This window comes from Halalkalibacterium halodurans, from assembly GCF_004376175.1.
Taxonomy (GTDB): Bacteria; Bacillota; Bacilli; order Bacillales; family Bacillaceae_D; genus Halalkalibacterium; species Halalkalibacterium halodurans.
This window is the reverse complement of record NZ_SNUY01000070.1, coordinates 1-20,118: the sequence shown is the minus strand read 5'-3', so window position 1 is coordinate 20,118 and position 20,118 is coordinate 1. Positions and strand designations below refer to the sequence as shown.

Below are 20,118 nucleotides of genomic sequence, written 5' to 3'. Positions count from 1 at the left end.
TGAAAGACTTGAAAGGCTTTTAAAAACCATAAGATTCTCAACGAGGAGAACCCTAAAATCCTGAATTCGCTTACACATATGAGGATGGAAAATACTCCTCCCACAAAAGGTTGACACAATCTTTTTTGGAATAACTATTGATTTTTCTAGTGAATGTATGGTATATTATAAACCGTCGCTACGAGATACATATGATGGGGCCTTAGCTCAGCTGGGAGAGCGCCTGCTTTGCACGCAGGAGGTCAGCGGTTCGATCCCGCTAGGCTCCACCATTTAATTGCATGATGTTGGAGGAGTACCCAAGTCTGGCTGAAGGGATCGGTCTTGAAAACCGACAGGCGGGTTAAACCGCGCGGGGGTTCGAATCCCTCCTCCTCCGCCACTTTACAACAACATCCATTTACTTTATAACGACGCGGGGTGGAGCAGTCTGGTAGCTCGTCGGGCTCATAACCCGAAGGTCGGCGGTTCAAATCCGTCCCCCGCAACCAAAGATGGAGGGGTAGCGAAGTGGCTAAACGCGGCGGACTGTAAATCCGCTCCCTCAGGGTTCGGCGGTTCGAATCCGTCCCCCTCCACCATTTATAGTCTTGGCGACTGTGGCGAAGTGGTTAACGCACCGGATTGTGGCTCCGGCACTCGTGGGTTCGATTCCCATCAGTCGCCCCATTTTGCTTTTGATATTGGGCTATAGCCAAGCGGTAAGGCAACGGACTTTGACTCCGTGATGCGCTGGTTCGAATCCAGCTAGCCCAGCCAATAGGCGGAAGTAGTTCAGTGGTAGAACACCACCTTGCCAAGGTGGGGGTCGCGGGTTCGAATCCCGTCTTCCGCTCCAGGCGCCCGTAGCTCAATTGGATAGAGCGTTTGACTACGGATCAAAAGGTTAGGGGTTCGACTCCTCTCGGGCGCGCCATTGACATGAAAAACCAATCATCAGAAAACAACATAATATGCGGGTGTAGTTTAGTGGTAAAACCTCAGCCACGAGCAAAACATCTGCCGAGAAAGCAGCGAGTTGCCTCGACGCATCAAGCGACGCAAGCTTGGCGAGAAGAGGAAGAGGCATGAAAAACCAATCATCAGAAAACAACATAACATGCGGGTGTAGTTTAGTGGTAAAACCTCAGCCTTCCAAGCTGATGTCGTGGGTTCGATTCCCATCACCCGCTTTGAAAATAGAAGGCGTCCAAGTTTGTTAATAACAAGGACGCTATTTTTCTTGTTTTTTTTCAGGTACTGGATCAATTCCGCCCCGATGAAAAGGGTGACATTTAGAAATGCGTTTAATTGTTAGCCATCCACCTTTCAATACGCCAAACCGTTGAATCGCTTCAATTCCATAGTGGGAACATGTAGGATAAAAACGGCATGTTGGTGGCGTTAGAGGTGAGATGAATTTTTGATACAATCGAATGCAGCCAATAAAAAAACGTTTCATGTTTATCATCCTTTTTTGCGAATCCATGTAAAAATAATCGAAAATAAAAAAGGAAAGCTGTATCATATTGTCGAAATAGAAGATGACCCTACATGGAAAGGAGGGTATTCTTCTTTATTGACTCCTTCTTTTATCTTCTCTTTCCCTCTCGAGCTTGTCAACTTTATTCCCTTTGTCTTAATTAAATGAACGAAAGGAGCTGAAACATGAAAAAACCGTTCCAACGCCAAGCTGGTTTTACGCTTGTCGAAATGATGATCGTCTTAATGATCATATCTATTTTGCTGCTTGTAGCTCTTCCAAGTATGACGAAAAACAATGAGGTGGCTGGGGATAAAGGTTGTGAAGCCACCGTTAAGTTATTACAAACACAAGTTCACGCTTATGAAATTGACCATGATCGACTTCCTACCAATTTGGATGCATTAAAACGAGAAGGATATGTAGAGCATACTGAATGCCCCAATGGGAAAAAGCTAACACTTCGAAATGGAGTCGTGGCTATTAGTGAGTAGATCTAACGGTTTTACCCTCATGGAAACCCTCATCGTGCTCTTCATCTTTTCCATTCTCATCAGCCTTCCGCTTGCTTTCCTACCTAGCCAATCAAAGCATCAGCAATCTGAGCATGCTGCCCGTCTATTTAACGAAGATCTTTTGTTCGCACAGCACCTAGCAATGACCGAAGGAATGAGAATCAAGGTTGAGATCGATCATCACAATGAACGATACACATTGGTTAGTGACTCGAGTCGTTCCTATCTAAGTCGAGCATTTCCAATGGAAGGGATGTATTTTGAAGAAGGAACATTAGGGGGAAATCGCCCGATTGAATTTCTTCCAAATGGCCATCCCCGTTTTGCAGGTTCTATCTCTTTATACGCAGGGGATCGTCAATATCGATACACGATTATGATTGGTAAAGGAAAGGTGAAATATGAACGATTGTAAAGGGTATACACTTATAGAAGTGTTGGTTGCCCTTGTTTGTTTATCGATTATGACGGCTGCTTTATTCCCTGCTTTTGTTTGGTTTATGAACGAGTCAGCAGATGTGAAACGGGTAAAGGTTGCTCAATTTTTGTTGGAGGATGCCTACCATGAATATTTATCTATCCATGAACTGCGTACAGAAACGATCGTTGGAGAAACAGTGTACCAGTTTAATCTCAAGGAAAGTGAGCTTGGGGCTGTTCAATTATGCATCCATTGGGTAAATCGGAAAGGGCAAGCGTATGAGACGTGTCGGCTTGCAAAATTGTAAGGGATTCACGTTGATCGAAGTGTTACTCACGTTAGCCTTGATCATGATACTATTAACAGTCATTCCTCTGTTTTTACCCCTCCTTTCCCTTCCTTCATCCTCCACCATCTCAACGAACGAGACAATCGTTTTTTTTAACCAACTAGCGGCAGAAGCACGTCAGTCCGTTCGGATCGAATTTGATTCACCATCTCGTCGTCTCCTTTTGTACCAGCCGTCAGGTGATATCATTAGTTTTGAATTGATAACGGACGAGCGGATTCGTCGTCAGGTTAATCGCCAAGGACAAATCATTGTACTGTACCACGTTGTTGATTTTTATTGTGAGTCAACCGCTGAAATATGGCGCTGTGCTATTTATGATCAGACGGGACGGGTAGGGGAACGACCATTACCAACGTTTGAGCAGTTAGCAGGTGTTAAAAAGTGAAAAAACTTCATAATCAAAACGGGTTTGCCTTACCGCTCATGTTATGCCTCTTGATGCTTTTGGCTGCAGCTTCTCTCTATTGGTGTGAATCTTTGTTAATGGAAAAAAGGATCGTTCAGCAACAGGAATACGTCATGCAATTAGATTCGCTCATTCAAGTCGGAATGAAAACACTTTTAACAGAGGAGAACGGTGGCTTGGAAAATGCAGTGCTACGATTTGGTCAAGATGTTGTTGCGTATCAGGTCCGTTCGTCAACGGATACAACAGCAACCATACAAATAACAGCAGAGCTTGGATCAGGTCAGCGTAAGTCAGTCGTTGTGTCAATCGATTTAGCTAAAGGAACTCTCCGGGACTATCGGGAAGTGAATCCATAACAAAGGTTAAATTTTTTGAATGCGGGAATAATGATTGTGAGAGACGGCTTTGCTGAGAGAAAGGAGCTTACTTATGTCTTTTCAGGATTTAGTAAAGTTTATTACCCAGCAGCTCGTGATGAGGATGCATGAATCAAAAGAGGAGCGTAAGGCAAAGCAGTTGGAAAAAAAGGAATACAGGCCACCATTGTCTTATCATGCTTTTGGAAGCATCCCTGTGGCCATGTCGATTGCTTGGAAAAACTCAAAGATTCGTGCAAGACTTCAGCGTTCAAAATAGCCTTAAGGAGAGGACACAGTTTTGACAAGGAAAGTGGCATTTACATTTGATCCTTGTTTCCGATATAATAGACCTGTACTCTATTGTGTAAATGCTTAACTATGCGTAGGGAATGGAATCGACAGCTTTTGATGTGAAGGAGGGAGACGACATGGAGCGAATGTATCGTGTCATGGCATTTTGGACAGGAATAATGGCTGTCTTATTTTACGTTGGTGACATGTATAATGTGGCTCTGCTATTCTTTGCCAAAACAGGTGCCTTTATTGCGTTAAGTTACCTTAACTTATCGGAACGGGTATACATGTACATCTTTGGTGCATACTTAACGGTTTTCTTTATCGGGTTTACGTACTATTCGACTTTCTTGCTCGTACCGAGCTTCGGGGGTCATTAAAAGAGTGTGAGGTTATTCCGAAGCAATGGAATAACCTCTTTCTTTTTGCATCAGGGAACTCGTAACGATAGGATCTACATATTTAAAAGCCTGATAAAAATGGGTTGCCGTCCATCTCGTGGCCGATCGTTGTCGTTGGACCGTGTCCTGAAGCGACGGTCGTATCTTCAGGTAACTCAAGAAGCTTGTCATGGATGCTGTCTAATAAGAGTTGATGATCCCCGCCAGGTAAATCGGTTCGTCCGATGCTGCCTGCAAAGAGGGCGTCACCAGAAAACACGATTTTATCTTCTTTTGCATAATACGAAAGGCTCCCTGGGGAATGTCCAGGTGTTTCCAACACTTGATAGGAAAATGAACCAATCGATAAATCTTGTTCTCCGGTTATGAGGTGTTCTGCTTCTCGAGCTTTAATTGATGAACCAGGAATAAACAGACTAGAGCCATTTCGTTGAGGATCTATGAGCCACTCTTTTTCATTTTCATGTATGTAAACTGGGATATGAAATGTATTACGCACGTCCTCCACTGCTCCGATGTGATCAAAATGGGCATGGGTTAATAAAATGGCGAGCGGGGTAATTTGTCTGTCCCGTAACCAAGTGATTAATTTTTCACCTTCACCGCCCGGATCAAAAATAATTCCTTCTCCTTGGTCGTTTGTATGAATGTAGCAATTGGTTTGTAGTGGACCTAACGGTAGCTGAAACCAACTCATCGTATCGCCTCCAAAAGATTTACGTATGTCTGTATTGTACCTTGGTTTCCTCTCTTTTTTCAAAAGAGAGAGGGCTAGAGGAACTCGACAAATGAGAAGAAAACGTTTAAAATGGACAATGTATGCGAAAGCTATAAGTGCAGCTTGGGATTGTTTACAGCTCTGTCATAATTTCAAGCTGTTAATGGATCGAAAGATGTTTATAATAATGATGAACTTATTGTTTCCATCGGTCATTTTTACATACGAAAAGGGGGAGACACCATGTTTGTAGCGGTTACAATGTTGCTCGTAGCCATTCTTTGTGGGCTAGCCGTTGTTCGTGAATTGCGTCGGAAAAACCTTTTTGCTGTTGGGTTTGCCGCAATCTCAATGGCGGTATTTGGTTGGTTTTCGATCGCAACCATCGTCACCTACATTTCAAGCGGAGGAACTCAAGGGATTCCAATGTAATGGTCAGAAAAGGCGGTTCTCAAGGTGAGAGCCGCCTTTTCCTATGGTGTAAACACTTGTTGGTGTAGATAAAAGAGGCCGCCATTTACGACATCAATGACAATTCGTGGTTCATACAGTCCACGAAGAGAGGCTTTTTCTACTTCATAGCTTTCTGGTTTATCGTCCACATGTTCATAAAACTGCTCAAGAAGGTGTAAGTCCTCTTGCCAGCGTCTATTGGCTTGCTCAGCCCATTCACTTCCCTCATTCCGTGCATAGGTTTCGATCATTTTTTCCAAGCGGATAAACCCGCTTTGTGGTGTAATAAGAGGAGACAAGGTAAAACAATAATCCGGCGTTTTATAGGAAAAGGATGTGGACTCTAGCTTTGGAAAAAAAGATTGAACGATCTGACCATGGATTAAATTTAAGCCAAGGGAAAGAAAAACGTCTTTTTTTCGATCACATTGATACGAAATCTTTGCATTTATACAAAGCCATGGGTGGAGAGGAACAGAACGTTGCCCCGTTGTTGGAACGTTCTCATATAGGTGTAGAAACCCTCCTAATTCCCTTGTTGATTGAAAGATTTGATGCAATCGGGGAGCGCCAAAATGAATCGCCTCCCCTTTCAGGTCGTTTGGCGCTTTTTCCGGATCGGTGACGAGGGTCATTTGCATCGGTTGTGGGATTCCTCCCGTTTTCTCTAGATAGTGCCAGTAGAAAGGCCGATTCATTAACCGCTTATCCATATCAATCGACAATTGAGCGGTGAGATGGTAGGGACTTGAGTCGATAAGTGGACTGTCATTTGCTTCAAAGTAACGCGTCAGAAACTGATGCAGTTGCTCCTGTTGCATGATCCTCCTCCTTTTCATTGGCGACGTCATTCATGATCGCTGATAAATGGTCTAGCTTTATTTTCATCTCACCTTCTGAATCAGAATGGACAAAGATGTCACGAATATGCTCCTCGATCGAACCCACGTTCATTTTGGTTAAAATGTCGTCTAATTCCCCAACGACACGCTCAAACAACTGAATCTTTTCATAGAGTAGCGTTAAGATTTGTTCTTCAATCGTATCCTTTACAGCAAAATTGTAAATACGGACATCCTCTGTCTGACCGAGACGATGAATCCGGCCAATCCGTTGCTCAATTCTCATCGGATTCCATGGTAAATCATAGTTAATGATGTGATGGCAAAACTGCAAATTAATCCCTTCTCCTCCGGCCTCTGTTGCAATTAACACTTGCGCTCTGTTTTCAAAGAGTTGGCGCATCCAGTCTTTTTTCCCTCGTTTAAATCCACCGCGAAACGGTACAGAAGAAATACCGTGCTGCTTTAAATACCATTGGAGGTAGAGCTGAGTTGCCCTGTATTCTGTAAAAATAATGACTTTGTCATTAATTTGTTGAATGAGCTCAAGTGCTTTCTCTGCTTTTGCATGTCCTTCAATCGTTCCTACTTGTTCGATCAGCGACTCAAGGATCGGGCTTGTTCGGCCTTCTTGCTCTAATTTTGTAATCATATTTTTCAAGGTCATGAATGCTGCTTCTCGACTACTGCAAATCTCTCGTTGTAACGTTAACAGAGAAAAGGAATTCGTCATGACGTCTGGCTGCTGTTTGAGCTTAGTAATCGCGTGATAAAAGGCCCGCTCTCCTTCACTAAACGTAATTGGTACCGTCTGAACAATCCGCTTTGTCCATTCGATTCCTGTTTCTTCTCGGCGATTTCGAACCATCACTTTATTGACAAGCTCTTTTAGTTTGTCTTCGTTTTTCGGTGCACGCTTGTTGGCGCGATACTCCTTTTCAAAGCTTTCCAAATCTCCCAAATGTCCTGGTTTTAGCAAGGAGACAAGGTTGAAAATTTCCTCTAATTTGTTTTGTACAGGAGTGGCGGTTAATAGCAAGCAATATTTTCGCTTCAATGATTTGATAAAGGCGTAATTTTTCGTTTTTGGATTTTTAAGCTTGTGTGCCTCATCGATGATCACGAGATCATAGTGCTGATTTAACACGATGTCTCGATGAGGCTGCCTTTTAGCTGTATCAATCGAGGCAACGACCACATCATATTGCTCCCAGACATAGGCTTTTTTTTGCGGAATAGCTGGGATGTAGAACTTGCTAGACAGTTCATACGCCCATTGGGAGACAAGAGAGGCTGGAACGAGAATTAGCACCTTTTTTGCTAAGCCGCGAATCATATATTCTTTCAAAATGAGACCTGCCTCAATCGTTTTTCCGAGACCGACTTCATCCGCTAAGATTGCTTTCCCATTCATTTGCTCAATGACCGTCTGTGCGACCTCAATTTGATGTGGAAATGGTTGAAGCTGAGGAAGGTGCTTTGGTGCTTGAAGACCATGAAATTCTGGGATCACTTGATAGTTGGCTGCCTCATAGGCAAGCTTGCCCATTTCCCAATTAGACCAAGGGCCACCATCTTCGAGACGTTTCAGAAATTCCTCCTTCCAGTCCGTTGAATATTGGATTTGGATATCCATTGGCTTTCATCCTTTCCACAAAAAGAGTTGCGCAAGCGAAATCTACTTGGTAGGATAAACGTATGTAATACATGAAACACATTACTATGTATATAGTATGGACAACTTTTCTGTTTTCATGAAACAGATTGATAAAAAGCGGATGAAAGCAAGGGGAGAGACTGCAAGGATGCAGCGCCGAAGGAGCAAACACAATTAGGTGTGAATCTCTCAGGCAAAAAGACTCTTGCTCGACGCAGCTCTGGAGAGCGTCTAACACTAGACCACCTACGAAGACATTTCCTTTTTACGATAAGGGGAAAGAAACTTTCTGGTAACCGGACAGAGCTTTACACAACTTACTGTGTAAAGCTCTGTCCTTTTTTGGTTATATGTAAAAAATTGACTAATTTTTAGATTGGAAGGGGAGCGTTTTTCTATTGGTTCACCGGCTCGCGTAAAAACGAGATTTTAATAAGTTGTCTGAATGTTTAACGTTCTTTTTTCATTCTGACAGCGGAGAGAATGCTGAAAGGTGATGTAAACGATTAAGACGATCAACTATAGGAGGGAAGGGTATGACAGAATTAAAGAAAACACCATTATTTGACCTTTACGAACAGTATGGCGGTAAGGTCATTGACTTTGGCGGCTGGGCTTTACCAGTTCAGTTTTCAAGCATCAAAGAAGAGCATGAAGCAGTTCGAACAAAAGCAGGACTGTTTGACGTATCTCATATGGGTGAAGTAGAGGTGACAGGTGCCCAGGCTCTTAACTACTTGCAGCGCTTAGTAACAAACGATGTGTCAAAAATCAAAGACGGTCAGGCACAATATACAGCGATGTGTTATGAAAATGGAGGAACTGTCGATGACTTGCTCATTTATCGGCGGAGCGAAGATCAGTACCTTCTTGTTATAAACGCGGCCAACATTGACAAAGACATAGCATGGATGGAGAAGCATGCGATCGACGGCGTTTCGATTACCAACGTATCAAATCAAACGGCACAGCTTGCTCTACAAGGGCCGGTTGCTGAGAATGTATTGCAAACACTCACCGAAGAACCTCTAGCAGACATTAAATTTTTTCGATTTGTCGATGGCGTCAACATTGCAGGTGTGAATGTTCTTCTTTCGCGAACTGGCTATACAGGTGAGGATGGTTTTGAACTTTATTGCTTAGCTGAAGATGCGCCTGTCCTATGGAAAAGACTAATTGAAGCAGGGAAAGAACATGGGGTCGTTCCTTGTGGCCTGGGAGCGAGAGATACCCTTCGTTTTGAAGCCAAATTACCTTTATACGGCCAGGAGTTGACGAAGGATATTTCGCCAATTGAAGCGGGTATTGGTTTTGCAGTTAAAGTCGATAAAGAAGATTTTATCGGAAAAGAGATCCTAAAAAAACAAAAGGAGCAAGGGGCTCCCCGGAAACTCGTTGGACTTGAAATGGTTGATAAAGGAATCCCGCGTACGGGCTATGAGGTTTATGTGGATAATCAGAAGATTGGCTTTGTGACAACAGGCACACAATCACCAACGTTGAAAAAAAATGTGGGGCTGGCCTTGCTGCAAGCTGAGCATAGTGAGCTAGGTACTGAAGTCATCGTTCACGTACGCAAGAGACAGTTAAAAGCAAAGGTTGTCGCCACCCCATTTTATAAAAGAGGAAACTAAGGAGGAACATCGATGAATCATCGTTACTTACCAATGACAACGGACGATCGACAGGAAATGCTACAGGCAATCGGTGTCGACTCAATTGAGGAACTGTTTTCCGATATCCCGCAAGATATTCGCTTCAAAGGGAAGCTGAACATTCCGAACGCGTTAAAAGAGCCAGAGCTCATTCGTTATTTTCAGCAGTTAGCAAATGAAAATGTACACTTAAAAGATAAAGCCTCTTTTTTAGGTGCCGGAGTGTATGACCATTACATCCCATCAATTGTCGACCATGTCATCTCACGCTCTGAATTTTATACGGCATATACTCCATACCAGCCGGAAATTTCCCAAGGGGAGTTACAAGCCATCTTTGAATTTCAAACGATGATTTGTGAATTAACCGGAATGGAAGTGGCTAACTCATCCATGTATGACGGACCGACAGCATTGGCAGAAGCAGCAATGATGAGCTGTGGACATACGAAAAAGAAAAAAATTCTTGTTTCCAAAGCTGTCCATCCAGAGGCGCGCGATGTATTAAAGACGAATGCTTATGGACAACGTCTAGAAGTAGTTGAGATCGACACGAACGATGGTGTAACGGATGTAGAGCATTTAAAAGCGTTGTATGATGAGGAAACCGCTTGTGTGATCGTGCAACACCCGAACTTTTTCGGCCGACTTGAACCATTAGCGGAAATTGAATCAGTTAGTCATCAAGGGAAGGCGACGTTTGTCGTTTCAAGTAATCCTCTTGCTCTTGGGTTATTGAAGCCACCAGGGGCCTTCGGAGCTGATGTGGTCGTTGGAGATGCTCAACCGTTTGGAATTCCAACACAATATGGCGGCCCTCACTGCGGATATTTTGCCACTACGAAAAAGTTGATGAGAAAAGTACCTGGACGGCTCGTTGGGCAAACGACCGATGATCAGGGACAGCGAGGCTTCGTGCTTACTCTACAAGCGAGAGAGCAGCATATTCGGCGTGAAAAAGCGACATCTAATATTTGTTCGAACCAAGCCCTTAATGCCCTAGCCGCTGCGGTTGCTATGGCCACAATCGGTAAACGTGGCGTCAAGGAAATGGCCTTACAAAACGTACAAAAAGCGGCATACGCTAAATCCCAGCTTAAGGCCAATGGTGTAGAAATCGTTGCAGAAGGACCTTGCTTTAATGAATTTATCATTAAGTTAAGCAGTCCGCTTCATGAAGTGGAGGAAGCGTTGCTTGCCAAAGGATTCATTGCAGGGTACGACCTGGGGAAAGTGTATCCAGAGCTTGAGGGACATATGCTCGTCGCTGTGACAGAGGTAAGGACAAAAGAGGAGATAGATCAATTTGCAAAAGAAGTGGGGATGTTCGCATGATGAATAAAGACCAAGCGCTTATTTTTGAGTTGAGCAAGCCGGGACGAGTCGGACACAGCTTACCAGAACTTGATGTCCAAGAACAACCTGTGGAAACTCTCATCCCTGCTGAATTTTTACGCGAAGAAGCACCTGAGCTACCTGAAGTATCAGAATTGCAATTAATGCGTCATTACACAGCCCTCTCGAAGCGAAATCATGGAGTCGATTCGGGATTTTATCCACTTGGCTCTTGTACGATGAAATACAACCCGAAGATCAACGAGGATGTGGCTCGTTATCCTGGATTTGCTAACATCCATCCTTACCAGCCTGAAGCACAAGTTCAAGGCGCGTTGCGGTTAATGTATGAACTGCAAACGGCTTTAGCTGAAATTACAGGAATGGATGAAGTCACCCTTCAACCGGCAGCGGGTGCCCAAGGGGAATGGACGGGTTTAATGTTAATTCGCGCGTATCATGAAGCGAATGGAGATACAAATCGTACAAAGGTCATTGTCCCTGATTCAGCCCATGGAACAAACCCTGCATCGGCAACGGTGGCAGGCTTTGAATCGGTAACGGTTCGTACCGACGAGGATGGATTAGTCGATCTTGATCATTTGCGAGAAGTGGTTGGTGAAGATATAGCTGCTTTGATGTTAACAAACCCTAACACACTTGGACTATTTGAAGCTCATATCGTGGAGATGGCTGCGATTATTCATGAAGCGGGAGGAAAGCTTTACTACGATGGAGCCAATTCAAATGCGATTTTAGGAATTGCTCGCCCTGGGGATATGGGCTTTGATGTTGTCCATTTAAATTTGCACAAAACGTTTACAGGTCCTCATGGTGGGGGTGGACCAGGCTCTGGCCCAGTTGGCGTGAAAAAGGAGCTCATTCCATATTTACCGAAGCCAGTTGTGGTTAAGGATGGAGACTCCTACCGATTGGACTATGATCGACCGCACTCGATTGGCCGTGTGAAGCCGTACTACGGCAACTTTGGCATCAACGTTCGCGCCTACACGTACATTCGAACGATGGGACCAGAGGGACTTCGGACTGTCTCAGAGTATGCTGTATTGAACGCAAACTATATGATGAGAAGACTTGCACCTTATTTCGATCTGCCGTACGATCAGCACTGCAAGCATGAATTTGTCTTATCGGGAAGACAACAAAAGAAGCTTGGTGTTCGAACGCTGGATATTGCAAAACGTCTCCTTGATTTTGGCTATCATCCACCAACGATTTACTTCCCGTTAAATGTGGAAGAATGTTTGATGATAGAGCCGACGGAAACAGAATCAAAAGAAGCCCTCGATGAATTTATCGAGGCGATGATCCAAATTGCCAAAGAAGCAGAGGAGACGCCAGAAGTCGTGCAAGAAGCCCCACATCATACGGTCATCGGCCGCCTTGATGAGACGACTGCTGCACGAAAACCAATTTTACGCTATGAAAAGATAACACAATAAATGGGAAAAGACGAGGATGATCTACCTCGTCTTTTTTGCAATGGGAGCATTTCAGATTTATATCTGCTGCTAAATGGCCAATTTTGCAAGACGGTTGAGATGACCTCAACCGTTTTGTCATTACTTCTTTTTGATTTTTCCTGTCCATTTACGGAAGCCACCTTTTAAGTGGCTTACATCTTCCACACCGTGCTTCTTCTTTAAAATGGCTGCTGCTTGACGGCTTCGTGCCCCGCTTTGGCAATATAAGTACACAGGCTGATCCGTCCGCACTTCTTTTAATCGTTGTTTTAATTGGGATAATGGGATATTTCGGGCACCTAAAATGTGGCCTGAGTCATATTCCCGTGGTTCTCTTACATCGATTAGTTGGGCTTTTCGATACCCTTGAATAAATTCTTCTTGCGTTAATGTCTTTAAATACTTTGGCGTATAAATCCGCTTGAATAATACGTATACGAGAAGTGCTAAAAGTACTAGCCAAACATAAACCATCAATCCGCTGACACCCCTTGTCCTTCGGTTACATTCCACCATTGATTATAATCATGTTTTACAAAAATCGCAATCATTCCATAGCGGAAAACAAGTTTCTTGGCGAGAGTGTGGCAAGTTTGTTAAACTTATTACGGTCGAGATTATATAGAAAGAAGCGATGATAATGGAAACATGGCGTTTTATCGACTCAGGAGATCGTGATCCCGCATATAACATGGCGCTCGACGAAGCGCTATTGAATTGGCATAGTGAAGGTCTTATTCCTCCAACGATTCGGTTTTACGGGTGGAATCCGCCAACCTTGTCGATTGGTTATTTTCAAAAAGTACAGAAGGAAATTAACATGGAGATGGTAAAAAAACATCAGCTAGGATTTGTGCGAAGACCAACGGGAGGACGAGGAGTGCTCCATGACAAGGAATTAACCTATAGTGTCATCGTCTCAGAGGAACATCCAGACATGCCAGCTTCGGTTACAGAGGCTTATCGTATTATCTCTCAAGGAATTTTAGAAGGGTTCTGTGACCTAGGGTTAGACGCGTATTTTGCCGTTCCAAAGACAGAGGAAGAAAAAAACGCGCTTAAAAACCCCCGCTCCGCTGTTTGTTTTGATGCACCGTCTTGGTATGAGCTCGTCGTGGAAGGACGAAAGGTGGCCGGCAGTGCACAGACACGGCAAAAGGGTGTTATTCTACAGCACGGGTCAATCGTGTTGGATATAGATGAGGACAAGCTGTTTGATTTATTTAACTATCCGAGTGAACGTGTGCGAGAACGGATGCAGAGGAACTTTAAAAACAAAGCGGTTGCGATTAATGAGCTACGAGATGTGCCTTTATCCATGGATGAAGTGAAAAAAGCATTTAAAGATGGTTTTGAAAAAGGGCTGTCGATTAAGCTTGAGCCGTATACATTGACTGACGCAGAAGAAGCTGAAGTGAAACAAATCGCGAAAGAGCGCTATGAAACAGATGAGTGGAACTTTCGGAAATAATAAAGAAGCAGTGACCGCCATATGGTCACTGCTTCATCGCTGTTTGAGAGTGTTTGGCAATTTCTTCTGCAAATGCCTGTTGCAATCTTTTCGTGACAGGTCCAACAGGAAAATGTGCCGTTTCATCACCGATGACTTCGGTTACTGGTGTGATTTCATGGATCGTGCTCGTAATGAACGCTTCATCAGCATCCTTTATCACTTCTTTAGGGAACGGCTCTTCCACGACGGTATACCCTTTTGCTTTGGCTAGCCGGATGGTGATTTGTCGTGTAATCCCGTTCAAGATGAGATTTGTTGCTGGATGTGTGTAGAGTGTTTCATTTTTAATAAGGAACACATTCGATGACGAGCCTTCAGTCACTGTTCCGTCACGGTGGAGGAGCGCTTCGTCGCATTGATGATCGGTTGCTTCACGCTTGGCCAAGACATTTCCTAATAAGTTAATGGTTTTAATGTCGCAACGAAGCCAGCGAATATCATCGGTCAAATAAAGACGAACGGATTCCCTCTTTTCATCAGGTAATGGTTTTGAAAAACCGGTAAGGACGGGTGTTTCATTACGCGTGTACAAATGGTTTCGCGGACTGATCCCCCGGGTCATCTGAAAGTAGACCATTCCATGCTCCAGCTTGTTTTTTTCAATAAGTTGCTGAACAAGCTCCCCTAGTTTGTCTGTGGAATAGAGCATAGGTAGATCAAGTTTTTCGGCACTTTCTTTAAAGCGAGTTAAATGATCAGATAAGGCAAAAGCTTTCCCGTGGTATACGTGGACCACTTCGTAAATACCGTCACCAAAATGATAGCCTCTATCCTCTGGATCAATTTTTAGTTGCTCACGTGGAACAAGCTGGTCTTGGTAAAGGCAATAATCCATTGAAATCCCTCCGTCAAATCATTTCCATTTGATTGCAACATTGAATCGGGAAATTGTCAAATAAAAAAAGCAAAAAATGAAAACTACACATTTGTCCGTAAGCATGGTGGCTAGGAAAAAAGCAATAGAGAAAATTGTTCAAAAAAGCGAATGAGTAATAACGAATGACGAATTTCCTCGCTTTTTCTTCCGCAAATGCGCCATTTTATATTTGACAAAATCATTGTCATTTGACCAATAATCAATATATAGTATTATTTTTTAATAATCGGATACTATATATTGAATTTCACTTGGTTAGTATGGTAAGCTAAGGCAAGCACAATCGACGCTTCGTTTCGATTGGACAAAACATGTAATTTAGCGTAATGATTCGCTTTTTTATACATATTCACAATCTTTAAGGAGGAGAACGTCATGACGACGATGACAGAGAGAATGACACTAAATATTGAACGACTAAACGAAGATATTGCCCATTTTGAACAAGTACACCCGATTACGAGTGATATGCATATGACTCGTAAAGGGGTTTCCCGCCTGGTGATGCTTGATCGGTATACGTTCAAAGATACAGAGAAGAAAACATTGAGAGAGGGCGATTTTGTCGTCCTTACAGTAAAGGATGATCCAAAGTTTCCTGCAAGAGGATATGGCTTCATTTTGGAACTGAATTGGGATGAGAATCGTGCCAAAGTCCTTGTGGACGAAGAATTTCATGGTGTATTAGATGATCCGGAGGAAGCGAGCACAGGCATTATCACACGTTCTCTTGATGTTATCGAAAAGCCGCTTGAGATTTTTTATGAGCAAATCGCGAAGCGGAATGCAACCGGTCTGGCTGCGGTAGAAACGACAGAAGAAAAACGTCAGCAATCGTTTGAAAGGTTTTATGAAGAGCTTGTTAATATGAATTTTGTTCCTGCTGGCCGCGTACTATACGGTGCTGGTGCAAAGACCGATGTGACCTACTTTAACTGCTACGTAATGCCGTTTGTAAAAGACTCTCGTGAAGGTATTTCAGAACATCGTAAACAGGTGATGGAGATCATGAGCCGCGGTGGCGGTGTCGGGACGAACGGTTCTACCCTTCGCCCGAGAAATACACTTGCACGTGGAGTGAACGGGAAATCATCTGGCTCAGTATCATGGTTAGATGATATTGCTAAGCTTACCCATCTTGTCGAGCAAGGGGGCTCAAGACGGGGAGCCCAAATGATCATGCTTGCCGATTGGCACCCGGATGTCCTTGAATTTATTATTTCAAAAATGCAAAATCCTCGGATCCTTCGTTATTTACTCGAGAATACGGACGATGATCAAATTCGTAAGCTCGTGAAGGACAAGCTTAAGTTTACACCGCTTAGCCAATTGGAAGAAGCGATGTACCAAGGAATCGTAAACTATAAGTCAATTCCAGGCATGGGAGGCTTTGACGCGAAAGTCATCAAGGAGGCGGAAGAAAAGCTTCGCATCGGTGGAACGTATACGGTAAACAACCCAGACTTTTTAACGGGGGCTAACATTTCCGTTTGCTTAACAAAAGAATTTATGGAAGCTGTAGATAACGACGACTGGTATGCTTTGCGCTTTCCAGATGTAGAAAACTACACGGAAGAGGAAATGGATATTTACAACCGTGAGTGGAGCAACGTTGGCGATGTTCGTGAATGGGAAGAGCGGGGATTTCCGGTGAAAACGTATCGGATGATTCGCGCGAAGGAGCTTTGGAACTTAATTAATATTTGTGCAACCTATAGTGCAGAACCAGGCATTTTCTTCATTGACAATGCTAATGATATGACCAATGCGAAAGCATACGGACAAAAAGTTGTGGCGACTAATCCGTGCGGAGAGCAGCCGCTTGCGCCTTACTCTGTATGTAACTTAGCGGCGATTAACCTAGCAGAAATGGCGAATAAACAAGAGAAAACAGTTGATTTTAAAAAGCTAAAGCAGACCGTGGAAGTAGGCGTTCGCATGCAGGATAATGTCATCGATGCAACCCCTTATTTCCTCGAAGAAAACACGAAACAAGCGAAAGGGGAGCGCCGTGTCGGTCTAGGTGTAATGGGGCTTCATGATTTGTTGATTTATACAGAAACCGTGTATGGCTCAGAGGAAGGCAACAAGCTTGTCGATCAAATTTTCGAAACGATTGCTACTACAGCCTATCGGACAAGCATCGAGTTAGCGAAGGAAAAAGGAAGTTTTCCATTTTTAGTCGGCCAAACGGACGAGGAAACTAAACAACTACGTCAACGTTTCATTGGGACCGGCTATATGAAAAAAATGCCTGAGGATATTCGCCAAGGTGTATTGGAATATGGTATTCGTAACTCCCATTTATTGACGGTTGCGCCGACAGGATCTACAGGAACAATGGTCGGAGTATCGACAGGGCTTGAACCTTATTTTTCCTTTTCTTATTTCCGTAGTGGTCGACTTGGCAAATTTATTGAAGTTAAGGCTGAGATCGTCCAAGAATATTTGCGGGCCCATCCTGAAGCCGATGAAAATCACTTGCCTGAATGGTTCATTTCAACGATGGAACTTGCGCCAGAAGCCCATGCGGATGTCCAATGTATCATCCAACGCTGGGTAGATAGTTCCCTCTCGAAAACAGTGAATGCGCCGAGAGGCTATACGGTTGAGCAGGTTCAAGCGGTATATGAACGACTTTACCGCGGCGGAGCTAAAGGTGGAACGGTCTATGTAGATGGAAGCCGTGACGCTCAAGTACTTTCGTTAAAAGCGGAAGAGAATACGCTGGATGAGGATGTACTAGCAGAAACCGAGCAAAGCGAGAAAAAAATCGTTCTTGTCGACACGATTCAAGATGTGCGAACAACCGATGTCACGATCGGCTCTGAAGTTGGAGATACGTGTCCTGTCTGCAGAGAAGGGACAGTAGAAGACCTCGGCGGATGTAATACGTGTACAAATTGCGGTGCGCAATTAAAATGCGGTTTATAGAAAGAGCGGGTCTCCGCTCTTTTTTGCTTTGAAATAAAGTTGCGAAGAAATACCTCTTTGGATAATATTGTCTAAAGGTATGTCTAAAAGAACAAGAACCTCTAAAATCGACAAATGGATTAAAGAAGGTCGTGGATCTGGAAGTGGCTCAGATTATAAACCGTGGTTGAATATTCAAGATGTCTCTTTAAAAAAAGGAGTTTTTAATGTTTAAGTATATCTCGGTAACTATTTTATTCCTATTTGTTTTAACAGCATGCCAAACAGATATCGAAAATAAGAAGTTAGACCAAACCTCAAGTACAAACAATGTATCAGCGGAAGCAGAAGAACCGATGAGCGAATCAAAGGAACAAAAAATAGTATCATTCAGAGGACAAGTTATTTCCACCCAAATTTTCTATTACACATTTTGAAATGACGTATTTAAAAGATAAGAATCAACTATTATTTAATATGAATTATGAATTTGACTCGGAGATATATGATATATTAACAGATGGTAATCAAGATATGGTACCGTCAAGAATTTTGTGTAAGCTCGCAGGGTTTCCTTTGGAATTGCCAATATATTAGACCTTAAGCAGCCTTGGTGACTACACAAAAAGTTTCAGACGGTTCTGTCAAGGGCGAAGTGTATACGCGTCCCTTGACAGGTTCTTCGAACTTATTAAGCTTTAAAAAAGGTGCTTAAGGATTATCTATATCGCTCTTCATTCATGTCATATAAAGCTTGATATGCGCTGTCAAATCCGCGTAATTTTCGTTCAGACCATTTTTCATTAATGCCTTGAACGGTTAAATATACAATTTTCTCAGCGGCTTTAATGTCAGGTAAACTGTTCATGGGCTTCAGTCTTTTACGAATGTCCTTGATGGTCCGCTCAATCCAGTTGGTGGTGTAAATTACACTCCGAATGGAGGAGGGATATTTCAAAAATGTGAGTAATACCGGCAAATCTTTTTCCCATGAGGACACCTCTCTTGGATACTTGTTCTGCCATTTCTCTTGAAACATATAGAATTGTTCTTCAGCCTGTGAGTGAGTGAAGGACCGGTAGATTGCCTTCAGATCTTCAGCGACTTCTTCTCGATCCTTCTTACGCACACGATTTAAGGTGTGTCGTACTTTGTGTACCACACAACGCTGGACATCTGCTTTCGGATAAAGGCTTTTAAAAGCTTCTTCTAAGCCAGGAAGTCCATCAAATACACCGAGTAAGACTTCCTTCAGCCCACGTTGATAGAGGTCTTGAAGCATCTCTTGCCAACCAAGAGCACTCTCTTGACCACCAATGTAGAAACCTAACAGTTCACGATATCCTTCTACAGTGACTCCAATGGCAAAGTAAATCACTTCGTTCGCCACGGTGTCACGGCGGAGTTTGATATACATGCCATCCAGATATAGCACAGAATAGCGTGGGTGTAATTCGCGTTGCTGCCACGCCTGGATATCTTCCATGGCCACTTCCGTGATATTACTGATGGTCGTGGCAGAGTAAGAAGAACCGAGAATGCGTTCAATGAACTTCCCTACTTCACGGGTACTCATGCCACTTTGATACATCTTGATAATGGTTTCCTCAAGCCATCCATCTCGACGTTGGTAAGGAGCAAAGAGCTGAGTTTGAAATTCACCTCGGCGATCTCGTGGTACTGATAATTCCTCGATTTTGCCGTATCTCGTGTCTAATGAACGTTTATAATATCCATTTTTGCTGTTTGGATGATTAGGTCTTTCAACTTTCAAGTAGTTATCCAGTTCTGCTTTCATGATGATTTCAAGTCTTTCTTGAATAAATGATTTTATGATTTCTTCCAGTTGATTTGTGAAGTCGGAATTGGTTATACTTGATGACATAGGTAGGGATTACTCCTCTCTTATGGAATCTCGACAATTCCGAGGATACCCTACCTATTTTTATGTTTTCAAGGGCTTACACAAAATATTTTACGTCATCCAAGATATTCATTTTATTCTTGAATATCCTGAAAGCATAATAGATATACTGAACCAATCACATAGTGATGTGCTCATTGCTGAAAAACCGTCAGATTATAATACAAAGTATCAAGTTACATTTATTGAAGAAATAGAGCTGACAGAAGCTGAACTAGCAAAGATTGAAGATAATATCTCTGGTTTTAATTTATTAATAGCAGATAGTGAAAAGGATATCATTGCTCAATTTATTGATCTATACGGTTATAATCAATATGACGCTGAAAAATCAAATAACACATACCTTGATTAAACCGCAAGAAAGATTTTTATAAAGTGAAGGTTTCAAATTCTAAGATTAATGTCTGTATTTTGCAATAGAAAAGTGCAGAGAAATGCAATGAAAAATGCAGAGGTTTGCCACCCATTTAATTCCTTTTCGACAATGCGTGGGACAGTCTATAGCTCTCGCCATGAAAAGAGATGATATGG

Annotated in this window: 22 protein-coding genes, 9 tRNA genes, 1 pseudogene and 1 riboswitch; of the genes and pseudogenes, 25 read left to right on the top strand and 7 right to left on the bottom strand. The window is 43.0% G+C overall.

Annotated elements, in window-relative coordinates; genetic code table 11:
- Positions 1-196 precede the first annotated feature (196 nt).
- The 9 genes from E2L07_RS17535 to E2L07_RS17495 all read left to right on the top strand — a co-directional run bounded on the left by E2L07_RS17535 (position 197) and on the right by E2L07_RS17495 (position 1,172).
- A tRNA-Ala gene (locus E2L07_RS17535) sits at positions 197-272 on the top strand.
- Positions 273-289: 17 nt separating this feature from the next.
- Positions 290-382: transfer RNA gene (locus E2L07_RS17530), tRNA-Ser, on the top strand.
- Positions 383-414: 32 nt separating this feature from the next.
- Positions 415-491 (top strand) — tRNA-Met (locus E2L07_RS17525).
- A 5-nt stretch (positions 492-496) separates the two neighbouring features.
- Positions 497-581: transfer RNA gene (locus E2L07_RS17520), tRNA-Tyr, on the top strand.
- 12 nt (positions 582-593) lie between these two features.
- Positions 594-669, top strand: a tRNA-His gene (locus tag E2L07_RS17515).
- Positions 670-684: 15 nt separating this feature from the next.
- Positions 685-759, top strand: a tRNA-Gln gene (locus E2L07_RS17510).
- A 4-nt stretch (positions 760-763) separates the two neighbouring features.
- Positions 764-838 (top strand) — tRNA-Gly (locus tag E2L07_RS17505).
- Between the two features lies 1 nt (position 839).
- Positions 840-916, top strand: a tRNA-Arg gene (locus E2L07_RS17500).
- 185 nt (positions 917-1,101) lie between these two features.
- Positions 1,102-1,172 (top strand) — tRNA-Gly (locus tag E2L07_RS17495).
- A gap of 41 nt (positions 1,173-1,213) precedes the next feature.
- Here E2L07_RS17495 and yidD read toward each other — a convergent pair.
- On the bottom strand, positions 1,214-1,441 hold the full coding sequence (gene yidD / locus E2L07_RS17490) for a membrane protein insertion efficiency factor YidD (RefSeq protein WP_010898977.1): 228 nt from the start codon (positions 1,439-1,441) through the stop codon (positions 1,214-1,216).
- A 206-nt stretch (positions 1,442-1,647) separates the two neighbouring features.
- On the opposite strand from yidD, the gene comGC reads away from it, so the two are divergent.
- The 7 genes from comGC to E2L07_RS17455 all read left to right on the top strand — a co-directional run bounded on the left by comGC (position 1,648) and on the right by E2L07_RS17455 (position 4,192).
- Entirely contained in the window at positions 1,648-1,956 is a 309-nt protein-coding gene (gene comGC / locus E2L07_RS17485) for a competence type IV pilus major pilin ComGC (RefSeq protein WP_134230199.1), read from the top strand.
- Complete coding sequence (gene comGD, locus E2L07_RS17480) at positions 1,949-2,392, top strand: competence type IV pilus minor pilin ComGD (protein ID WP_053430700.1); 444 nt, start codon at positions 1,949-1,951, stop codon at positions 2,390-2,392. Before comGC ends, comGD begins: the two co-directional genes overlap by 8 nt.
- Complete coding sequence (locus E2L07_RS17475; protein WP_010898973.1) at positions 2,379-2,705, top strand: type II secretion system protein; 327 nt, start codon at positions 2,379-2,381, stop codon at positions 2,703-2,705. Before comGD ends, E2L07_RS17475 begins: the two co-directional genes overlap by 14 nt.
- Positions 2,677-3,135 carry a competence type IV pilus minor pilin ComGF gene (locus E2L07_RS17470; RefSeq protein WP_010898972.1) on the top strand — a complete coding sequence of 153 codons (459 nt, stop codon included), beginning with the start codon at positions 2,677-2,679 and terminating at the stop codon, positions 3,133-3,135. Before E2L07_RS17475 ends, E2L07_RS17470 begins: the two co-directional genes overlap by 29 nt.
- Positions 3,132-3,515 (top strand): competence type IV pilus minor pilin ComGG, encoded by a 384-nt coding sequence (gene comGG / locus E2L07_RS17465; RefSeq protein WP_010898971.1) that lies wholly within the window; start codon positions 3,132-3,134, stop codon positions 3,513-3,515. Before E2L07_RS17470 ends, comGG begins: the two co-directional genes overlap by 4 nt.
- Before the next feature lie 73 nt (positions 3,516-3,588).
- A complete protein-coding gene (locus tag E2L07_RS17460) occupies positions 3,589-3,795 on the top strand; it encodes a YqzE family protein (RefSeq protein WP_134230198.1) in 207 nt (68 codons plus the stop codon).
- A 151-nt stretch (positions 3,796-3,946) separates the two neighbouring features.
- A complete protein-coding gene (locus tag E2L07_RS17455) occupies positions 3,947-4,192 on the top strand; it encodes a DUF2626 domain-containing protein (protein ID WP_010898969.1) in 246 nt (81 codons plus the stop codon).
- Between the two features lie 82 nt (positions 4,193-4,274).
- Here the strand turns inward: E2L07_RS17455 and E2L07_RS17450 are convergent, their stop codons facing one another.
- Positions 4,275-4,910 (bottom strand): MBL fold metallo-hydrolase, encoded by a 636-nt coding sequence (locus E2L07_RS17450; RefSeq protein WP_134230197.1) that lies wholly within the window; start codon positions 4,908-4,910, stop codon positions 4,275-4,277.
- 264 nt (positions 4,911-5,174) lie between these two features.
- On the opposite strand from E2L07_RS17450, the gene E2L07_RS17445 reads away from it, so the two are divergent.
- On the top strand, positions 5,175-5,363 hold the full coding sequence (locus tag E2L07_RS17445) for a DUF2759 domain-containing protein (protein WP_010898967.1): 189 nt from the start codon (positions 5,175-5,177) through the stop codon (positions 5,361-5,363).
- 41 nt (positions 5,364-5,404) lie between these two features.
- Here the strand turns inward: E2L07_RS17445 and E2L07_RS17440 are convergent, their stop codons facing one another.
- Positions 5,405-6,205, bottom strand: coding sequence for a YqhG family protein (locus tag E2L07_RS17440; RefSeq protein WP_134230196.1), 801 nt, complete (start codon positions 6,203-6,205; stop codon positions 5,405-5,407).
- Positions 6,162-7,862 carry a DEAD/DEAH box helicase gene (locus E2L07_RS17435; protein ID WP_053430705.1) on the bottom strand — a complete coding sequence of 567 codons (1,701 nt, stop codon included), beginning with the start codon at positions 7,860-7,862 and terminating at the stop codon, positions 6,162-6,164. The genes E2L07_RS17440 and E2L07_RS17435 overlap by 44 nt, the downstream gene beginning before the upstream one ends.
- Positions 7,863-8,004: 142 nt before the next feature.
- Positions 8,005-8,098: riboswitch (glycine riboswitch) on the top strand.
- 321 nt (positions 8,099-8,419) lie between these two features.
- Here E2L07_RS17435 and gcvT point away from each other — a divergent pair.
- The 3 genes from gcvT to gcvPB are packed head-to-tail and all read left to right on the top strand — an operon-like array spanning position 8,420 to position 12,336.
- Complete coding sequence (gene gcvT / locus E2L07_RS17430; protein ID WP_134230195.1) at positions 8,420-9,517, top strand: glycine cleavage system aminomethyltransferase GcvT; 1,098 nt, start codon at positions 8,420-8,422, stop codon at positions 9,515-9,517.
- Positions 9,518-9,529: 12 nt separating this feature from the next.
- Positions 9,530-10,873, top strand: coding sequence for an aminomethyl-transferring glycine dehydrogenase subunit GcvPA (gene gcvPA / locus E2L07_RS17425; protein WP_134230194.1), 1,344 nt, complete (start codon positions 9,530-9,532; stop codon positions 10,871-10,873).
- Positions 10,870-12,336, top strand: a complete 1,467-nt coding sequence (gene gcvPB / locus E2L07_RS17420) for an aminomethyl-transferring glycine dehydrogenase subunit GcvPB (protein WP_134230193.1) — start codon at positions 10,870-10,872, stop codon at positions 12,334-12,336. Before gcvPA ends, gcvPB begins: the two co-directional genes overlap by 4 nt.
- 120 nt (positions 12,337-12,456) lie before the next feature.
- Here gcvPB and E2L07_RS17415 read toward each other — a convergent pair whose 3' ends face one another.
- Positions 12,457-12,831: a rhodanese-like domain-containing protein gene (locus E2L07_RS17415; RefSeq protein WP_053430709.1), complete on the bottom strand. Its 375-nt coding sequence runs from the start codon at positions 12,829-12,831 to the stop codon at positions 12,457-12,459.
- A gap of 160 nt (positions 12,832-12,991) precedes the next feature.
- Between E2L07_RS17415 and E2L07_RS17410 the strand changes: the two genes are divergently transcribed.
- Positions 12,992-13,828, top strand: coding sequence for a lipoate--protein ligase family protein (locus E2L07_RS17410; RefSeq protein WP_134230192.1), 837 nt, complete (start codon positions 12,992-12,994; stop codon positions 13,826-13,828).
- 25 nt (positions 13,829-13,853) lie between these two features.
- Here the strand turns inward: E2L07_RS17410 and dat are convergent, their stop codons facing one another.
- Positions 13,854-14,705, bottom strand: coding sequence for a D-amino-acid transaminase (gene dat, locus E2L07_RS17405; RefSeq protein WP_134230191.1), 852 nt, complete (start codon positions 14,703-14,705; stop codon positions 13,854-13,856).
- 417 nt (positions 14,706-15,122) lie between these two features.
- Between dat and E2L07_RS17400 the strand changes: the two genes are divergently transcribed.
- From E2L07_RS17400 to E2L07_RS17390, 3 genes and pseudogenes are all read left to right on the top strand, one after another.
- Positions 15,123-17,681, top strand: coding sequence for a vitamin B12-dependent ribonucleotide reductase (locus tag E2L07_RS17400; protein ID WP_010898958.1), 2,559 nt, complete (start codon positions 15,123-15,125; stop codon positions 17,679-17,681).
- Positions 17,682-17,760: 79 nt separating this feature from the next.
- A pseudogene (locus E2L07_RS21665) lies at positions 17,761-17,868 on the top strand (TnsA endonuclease N-terminal domain-containing protein); the annotation flags it as partial.
- A gap of 19 nt (positions 17,869-17,887) precedes the next feature.
- Complete coding sequence (locus E2L07_RS17390; RefSeq protein WP_134230190.1) at positions 17,888-18,097, top strand: hypothetical protein; 210 nt, start codon at positions 17,888-17,890, stop codon at positions 18,095-18,097.
- A gap of 281 nt (positions 18,098-18,378) precedes the next feature.
- Here the strand turns inward: E2L07_RS17390 and E2L07_RS17385 are convergent, their stop codons facing one another.
- Entirely contained in the window at positions 18,379-19,545 is a 1,167-nt protein-coding gene (locus tag E2L07_RS17385) for an IS256 family transposase (RefSeq protein WP_134230189.1), read from the bottom strand.
- 22 nt (positions 19,546-19,567) lie between these two features.
- Here E2L07_RS17385 and E2L07_RS17380 point away from each other — a divergent pair, with 22 nt between their 5' ends.
- Complete coding sequence (locus E2L07_RS17380) at positions 19,568-19,939, top strand: hypothetical protein (protein WP_134230188.1); 372 nt, start codon at positions 19,568-19,570, stop codon at positions 19,937-19,939.
- Positions 19,940-20,118: the final 179 nt, after the last annotated feature.

What these genes read in the sequence shown, in the direction of transcription:
- E2L07_RS17435 (WP_053430705.1), bottom strand. Translation starts at nt 7,862, where the DNA reads ATGGATATCCAAATCCAATATTCAACGGACTGGAAGGAGGAATTTCTG.
- E2L07_RS17415 (WP_053430709.1), bottom strand. Translation starts at nt 12,831, where the DNA reads ATGGTTTATGTTTGGCTAGTACTTTTAGCACTTCTCGTATACGTATTA.
- E2L07_RS17410 (WP_134230192.1), top strand. Translation starts at nt 12,992, where the DNA reads ATGATAATGGAAACATGGCGTTTTATCGACTCAGGAGATCGTGATCCC.
- E2L07_RS17475 (WP_010898973.1), top strand. Translation starts at nt 2,379, where the DNA reads ATGAACGATTGTAAAGGGTATACACTTATAGAAGTGTTGGTTGCCCTT.
- E2L07_RS17400 (WP_010898958.1), top strand. Translation starts at nt 15,123, where the DNA reads ATGACGACGATGACAGAGAGAATGACACTAAATATTGAACGACTAAAC.
- gcvT (WP_134230195.1), top strand. Translation starts at nt 8,420, where the DNA reads ATGACAGAATTAAAGAAAACACCATTATTTGACCTTTACGAACAGTAT.
- E2L07_RS17455 (WP_010898969.1), top strand. Translation starts at nt 3,947, where the DNA reads ATGGAGCGAATGTATCGTGTCATGGCATTTTGGACAGGAATAATGGCT.
- comGC (WP_134230199.1), top strand. Translation starts at nt 1,648, where the DNA reads ATGAAAAAACCGTTCCAACGCCAAGCTGGTTTTACGCTTGTCGAAATG.
- E2L07_RS17460 (WP_134230198.1), top strand. Translation starts at nt 3,589, where the DNA reads ATGTCTTTTCAGGATTTAGTAAAGTTTATTACCCAGCAGCTCGTGATG.
- E2L07_RS17385 (WP_134230189.1), bottom strand. Translation starts at nt 19,545, where the DNA reads ATGTCATCAAGTATAACCAATTCCGACTTCACAAATCAACTGGAAGAA.
- dat (WP_134230191.1), bottom strand. Translation starts at nt 14,705, where the DNA reads ATGGATTATTGCCTTTACCAAGACCAGCTTGTTCCACGTGAGCAACTA.
- E2L07_RS17470 (WP_010898972.1), top strand. Translation starts at nt 2,677, where the DNA reads ATGAGACGTGTCGGCTTGCAAAATTGTAAGGGATTCACGTTGATCGAA.
- E2L07_RS17390 (WP_134230190.1), top strand. Translation starts at nt 17,888, where the DNA reads ATGTTTAAGTATATCTCGGTAACTATTTTATTCCTATTTGTTTTAACA.
- gcvPB (WP_134230193.1), top strand. Translation starts at nt 10,870, where the DNA reads ATGATGAATAAAGACCAAGCGCTTATTTTTGAGTTGAGCAAGCCGGGA.
- E2L07_RS17450 (WP_134230197.1), bottom strand. Translation starts at nt 4,910, where the DNA reads ATGAGTTGGTTTCAGCTACCGTTAGGTCCACTACAAACCAATTGCTAC.
- E2L07_RS17380 (WP_134230188.1), top strand. Translation starts at nt 19,568, where the DNA reads ATGGAATCTCGACAATTCCGAGGATACCCTACCTATTTTTATGTTTTC.
- E2L07_RS17440 (WP_134230196.1), bottom strand. Translation starts at nt 6,205, where the DNA reads ATGCAACAGGAGCAACTGCATCAGTTTCTGACGCGTTACTTTGAAGCA.
- yidD (WP_010898977.1), bottom strand. Translation starts at nt 1,441, where the DNA reads ATGAAACGTTTTTTTATTGGCTGCATTCGATTGTATCAAAAATTCATC.
- E2L07_RS17445 (WP_010898967.1), top strand. Translation starts at nt 5,175, where the DNA reads ATGTTTGTAGCGGTTACAATGTTGCTCGTAGCCATTCTTTGTGGGCTA.
- gcvPA (WP_134230194.1), top strand. Translation starts at nt 9,530, where the DNA reads ATGAATCATCGTTACTTACCAATGACAACGGACGATCGACAGGAAATG.